This is a genomic window from Nostoc linckia z4 (genome assembly GCF_002608075.1).
GTDB lineage: Bacteria > Cyanobacteriota > Cyanobacteriia > Cyanobacteriales > Nostocaceae > Nostoc > Nostoc linckia.
This window is the reverse complement of record NZ_LAHA01000012.1, coordinates 146427-152001: the sequence shown is the minus strand read 5'-3', so window position 1 is coordinate 152001 and position 5575 is coordinate 146427. Positions and strand designations below refer to the sequence as shown.

Below are 5575 nucleotides of genomic sequence, written 5' to 3'. Positions count from 1 at the left end.
CCCCCTTCCCCTTTTCCCCACTTCTCTTAGAAGTCTATTTTTTCTGTTCGCTGTTTTTTGCCTGTGTGTGGTTTAATAATCCTGAATTATCTCTCTTACCCTCTTGCGATTCCTGAATTAGTTGATACACTTGTTCTTCAATAGCCATTAGCCCAGTTAACCAGCGCCCTATGGTGCATGTCAAGCGCGTGGAACTCACGAATTTCAAATCCTTCGGCGGTACTACCCAAGTCCCATTGCTGCCGGGGTTTACTGTCATATCTGGGCCAAATGGTTCGGGTAAATCAAATATTCTCGATGCACTGCTGTTTTGTTTGGGACTCGCTAGTTCTAAGGGAATGCGGGCGGATCGGTTACCGGATTTGGTAAATAATACTCAAACGGCTAAGGGTAGGGCTGCCATTGAAGCTAGTGTGACGGTGACGTTTGATTTGTCGGATGAGGTGTCACGCAGAGGCGCAGAGGCGCAGAGGGAGGAAGAGGAGGAAGTAGAGAAAGTAGAAGAAGCGGGGGAAGACAATCTAAAATCCAAAATCCCAAATCCAAAATTGCCAGAGTGGAGTGTCACTAGGAAGTTGCGGGTGACTCATCAGGGGAGTTATACATCGAATTACTACATTAATGGTGTAGCTTGTACGCTAACGGAGTTGCATGAAGAATTAAATAATCTGCGGATTTATCCTGAAGGTTACAACGTGGTGTTGCAGGGGGATGTCACCAGTATTATTTCGATGAATGGGCGGGAGAGACGAGAAATTATTGATGAGTTGGCGGGGGTGGCGGCGTTCGATCGCAAAATTCATCAAGCGAAAGATACTTTAGATGAAGTAAAGGAAAAGGAAGATAGTTGTCGGATTATTGAGACGGAATTAACTGCACAACGCGATCGCCTTTCTCAAGATCGTGCTAAAGCTGAAAAGTATCAAAAACTGCGGGCGGAATTCTTAGCGAAGCAATCTTGGGAAGCTGTATTATCATGGCGATCGCTACAAGCACAGCAAGAAAAGTTGGTGGGTGAAATTCAAAATGGCGATCGTAATTTTGGCGAACTCAATACGCAACTTACAAATCTAAATTCCGAGATTGTCCAAAAAACTGCCGAACTTGAAGAACTCAATGCCCATGTGAAAGCCTTGGGAGAAGAAGAACTTTTAGCGGTACAATCTACCCTCGCTACCCAAGAAGCAGAACGCAAACAATTATTGCGTCAGCAAACTGAATTACAAACTGCGTCTGAAGAAACAGCCAAGCGCCTAGCCCAAACTCAACAAGAAATTCAACAACACCGCCATACTTTACAACAAGTTGCCGAAACCCAACTTGTAGAGACGCAATTCATCGCGTCTTCTCAACAACAAAGAAATGAAGCGCAACAAACTTTAGAAACCTCACGCCAAGCAGCCGCCGAAATCGCCTCGGCTTCAGAAGCGTGGGTGCAGCAACAAACGGCATTCAACCGCCAAATTGAAACTTTACTGCAAACCCTCGAACCCCAACGCACAGAACAAGCACAACTCAGGGAACGCAATAACCAATTACAGCAACTCATCCAAGAACAAACGCAGCTTATCCAACGCCTGGAACCGGAATTAGCGGCAAAACAAGCTGAATGTAGTGAAATTGAAACGCAATTTCATGCTTCTGGCGAACCCATCCAAAATTTAGCGCAAAATCTCTCAGCCACGGAACAAGAATTGCAAATTCAGCAGGAAACCCAAAAACGGTTACTTGCCGAACAACGAGAAAAACAACGCCAGTTAGATAAATTAGAAGCCCAAACGCAAGCACAACAAGAAGTCCAGGGAACCCAAGCCAGTAAGGTAATTATACAATCAGGAATGCCCGGTGTTTGCGGCTTGGTTGTACAGTTGGGACGAGTAGAACCCCGCTATCAGCTAGCTTTAGAAATTGCTGCTGGCGGACGTTTGGGACATATTGTGGTGGAAGATGACGGTATCGCCGCAGCTGGTATTGAATTGCTGAAACAAAAACGTGCCGGGAGGGCGACTTTTTTACCGCTAAATAAAATTTCTGCCCCGAAATTTACTCAAGATGCAACTTTGCGTTTAGCTAGCGGTTTTATCAACTATGCTGTGAATTTAGTTGATTGCGATCGCCGTTATAAAGATGTGTTTAGCTACGTCTTTGGTAACACTGTGGTATTTGGGAGTCTGGAACAAGCCCGCAAAAATATAGGACTCTACCGCATTGTCACCTTAGACGGGGAATTGTTGGAAACTAGCGGTGCTATGACTGGGGGAAGCAACACTCAACGTTCGGCGTTGCGCTTTGGTACTGGTGAAGCGGCGGAATCTGATGAAGTGATTGCTTTAAAAAATCGTTTGGTGGACATCGACCGAATTATAGAGCGTTGTACGGAAGCCATCACCACTTTGTCAATTAAAACCAAACAATTGTCGCAAGAATTAACAGAAGCCAGACAAACACGGCGGGAACAACAATTGCAATTGGAACAGTTGCACAAAGATATTAAAAATTTAACAACCCAATTAGAAGGAACGCGATCGCAATTAGTCCAAAACAGCGAAAAATTAGCCGTTGCTCAATCTCGTTTGGAAGTTTTAGATCGGGAATTACCAGGACAAGAAGCGCAACTGCAACAATTACGACACGCATTAGCAGAATTGGAAGCCTCCCAAACACCAAGTGAATGGCAACAAATCCAAGCAATCATTAAAATTCAAGAGCAACAATTACAACAACGGGAAACGGCATTAAGGGAAGCCGAACAAAAATTAAAAAATTTAGAAAATCAGCAACAGCGCCTCCAAGAAAAAATCCAAGAAGCTGAAACCAGAATCGCCGAATACGAAATCCAACAAATTTCTTGTACAGAGGCGATTCATCAGGTTTCCACCCAACTAGCAACGATAAACGACCAAATCGCCCAAACCCGCCTTTTATTCAGCCAAATGGAACTGAAATTGGGCGAACAAAAGCAAAAACGCGACGCCACAGAACAGGAAGTGCGATCGCAACTTTTACGCCAACAACAATTAGAATGGGAAATCCAAAAGCTGCAAGAAACCCAAGAAAAGCGGCGAGAAGAACTAATTGCACTGCAAAATCAGTTGCGCGATGTGGCAGCAGAATTACCCGAACCACTGCCAGAAGTTCCAGATAAGGTAGACTTAGAAGAATTACAAAAAGAATTGCGATCGCTAAGCAAACGCTTACAGGCAATGGAACCTGTAAACATGCTGGCCTTAGAAGAATACGAACGCACCCAAAACCGCCTCCAAGAACTAACACAAAAACTAGAAACACTAGAAGGCGAACGCACAGAATTACTTTTGCGAATTGAAAACTTTACCACATTACGGCAACTTGCTTTTAAAGAAGCTTTCGACGCCGTCAATGAAAACTTCCAATCAATTTTCGCCGTTTTATCAGACGGTGACGGTTACTTGCAACTAGAAAATCCCGAAGATCCCTTTAACGGCGGACTGAATTTAGTAGCCCATCCCAAAGGCAAACCAGTACAGCGCCTAGCTTCCATGTCTGGAGGAGAAAAATCACTCACAGCCTTAAGCTTTATCTTTGCCCTACAACGCTACCGCCCATCCCCATTTTACGCCTTTGACGAAGTAGACATGTTTTTGGATGGAGCAAACGTCGAGCGATTAGCTAGAATGATCGTGCAACAGTCACAACAAGCGCAATTTATAGTTGTTAGTTTGCGTCGTCCGATGATAGAATCAGCCGAACGCACAATTGGCGTTACTCAAGCACGAGGAGCTTACACTCAAGTTTTGGGGATTAAATTACCATCCTCCAATACATCTGCTTGAGTTTTTGTTAATAATAGTGTATAGATAAACCGGATTCGAGATCAGGACTCGGTATAGAATGACCTCTGAACAAATAATTAGGCGTTCCGACATATTAAATACTCAGGTAATTACCCGCGACAACGGCAAGCGACTAGGCATTGTCAGTCAAGTTTGGGTAGATATCGATCAACGAGAGGTTGTGGCTCTTGGTTTGCGAGACAGCCTGATCTCTATTTCGGGCATACCGCGTTACATGTACCTCAACAACATCAACCAAATCGGTGATGTCATCCTGGTTGATAACGAAGATGTAATAGAAGATATCGAAGTTGAAGCTCTCAGTAATTTAATTAACTGGGAAGTAATTACAGAAACAGGCGAAGTCTTAGGTAAAGTCCGGGGCTTCAAATTCAACGGCGAAACAGGTAAACTCGATTCCATAGTCATCGCCTCATTGGGGTTGCCCCAAATTCCCGACCAATTCGTCAGCACTTACGAATTCTCAGTAGATGAAATTGTCAGCACAGGCCCCAATCGCTTGATTGTCTTTGAGGGAGCCGAAGAACGAGTCAACCAGTTAACAGTCGGTTTACTAGAGCGTTTGGGCATCGGCAAAGCACCTTGGGAACGAGATGCAGAAGAAGAATACGGCTACACTCCACCACGCCAAGTAACACCAGATAAACAACTGCCCAGTGGAGTACCATTGCAACCACCCAAGCCCAAAGTCCGCGCCCCCGAACCCGTAGCTGAAGAAGAATGGACAGAAGACTATGTAGAAGAAGTCAGACCACGCCGTGAAGTTATGAAAGCGCGGTCTTATGAGTCCATTCAATACGAAGAAGACGAAGAAGAAGATAACTGGAGTGAAGCAACAGGTAGCGACAGGTATAAACAACCCCTCAGACCCGAACCCCAGCCTTACACCAAACCATACGTTGACGATTACGATGATTACAACGACGTAGAAGGCGATGCTTGGGAAGACGCGCCCAAACCAGTGAATATTCCCAAAAAAGTCAAAGAAAGACAGCCAGAATACGAAGAAGAAGGCGGATATTAATTCGTAGTTCGTAATTAAATCTCAAGATAACTCTAGCCCTTTCCTTACAACAGTAGGGGAAGGGCTGACCTTATCAATCACAATAACAAGCTTATAGCGAAACCACATCTATAGGACTGATATCATGTCCGCTTGATTACTTATTAAACCCGAAAAACCCCACCCCGCCCAAGGATTTCTATCAAAAAGCTTTACCAGTGGTAACGCAATCTGAGAAGATCTGAATGTATCTTCTGTCAGCTATTAGTTACTTATTTTTTGACAATCGTTTAATTGTATGCATTAAAAAAACTACTAGTTTGACAAAAGCAACAAACTATAAACAATAGTCGAACACAGAAAAAACCATCATAAATACACATAAAGGAAACAAAAGATATGGATGAAACCTCACAACAGACAACAGATAATGTAACCACTCAAGACATAGCACAAGTGATTGCAGAACTCGAACAATATCGCGAACGTCTAGTTCAAGAAACCACAGAAACAGCCAAACGCGCTAAATTGATGAGGGTGAGTGTCATGGCAAAATTGGAACCTGAACTTGCCAAAATTGATGCAGCCCTCGAACAACTGCGTAATCAACAAGCTACTCTCAGCGGAAGTAACTAGTAAAATTTTGGGCATTGGGCATTGGGCATCGGGCATTGGGCATCGGGCATCGGGCATAAGACATTAGTTATTCTCCGTGTCCCCGCGTCCCCGCGTCCCCCCA

The 5575-nt window shown here is 44.3% G+C and carries 3 protein-coding genes; all 3 read left to right on the top strand.

All coding sequences use genetic code 11. The features are described 5' to 3' along the window. Positions 1–170: 170 nt before the first annotated feature. The 3 genes from smc to VF06_RS13115 all read left to right on the top strand — a co-directional run bounded on the left by smc (position 171) and on the right by VF06_RS13115 (position 5472). Positions 171–3812, top strand: coding sequence for a chromosome segregation protein SMC (gene smc / locus VF06_RS13125; RefSeq protein ID WP_099072884.1), 3642 nt, complete (start codon positions 171–173; stop codon positions 3810–3812). Between the two features lie 58 nt (positions 3813–3870). Further along, positions 3871–4857 carry a PRC-barrel domain-containing protein gene (locus VF06_RS13120; protein ID WP_099072885.1) on the top strand — a complete coding sequence of 329 codons (987 nt, stop codon included), beginning with the start codon at positions 3871–3873 and terminating at the stop codon, positions 4855–4857. 378 nt (positions 4858–5235) lie between these two features. Then, positions 5236–5472, top strand: a complete 237-nt coding sequence (locus tag VF06_RS13115; protein WP_099072886.1) for a DUF8630 family protein — start codon at positions 5236–5238, stop codon at positions 5470–5472. Positions 5473–5575 lie beyond the last annotated feature (103 nt).

Bases quoted from the DNA above. Each gene is read 5' to 3' on its own strand.
- VF06_RS13115 (WP_099072886.1), top strand. From the start codon at position 5,236: ATGGATGAAACCTCACAACAGACAACAGATAATGTAACCACTCAAGAC.
- smc (WP_099072884.1), top strand. From the start codon at position 171: ATGGTGCATGTCAAGCGCGTGGAACTCACGAATTTCAAATCCTTCGGC.
- VF06_RS13120 (WP_099072885.1), top strand. From the start codon at position 3,871: ATGACCTCTGAACAAATAATTAGGCGTTCCGACATATTAAATACTCAG.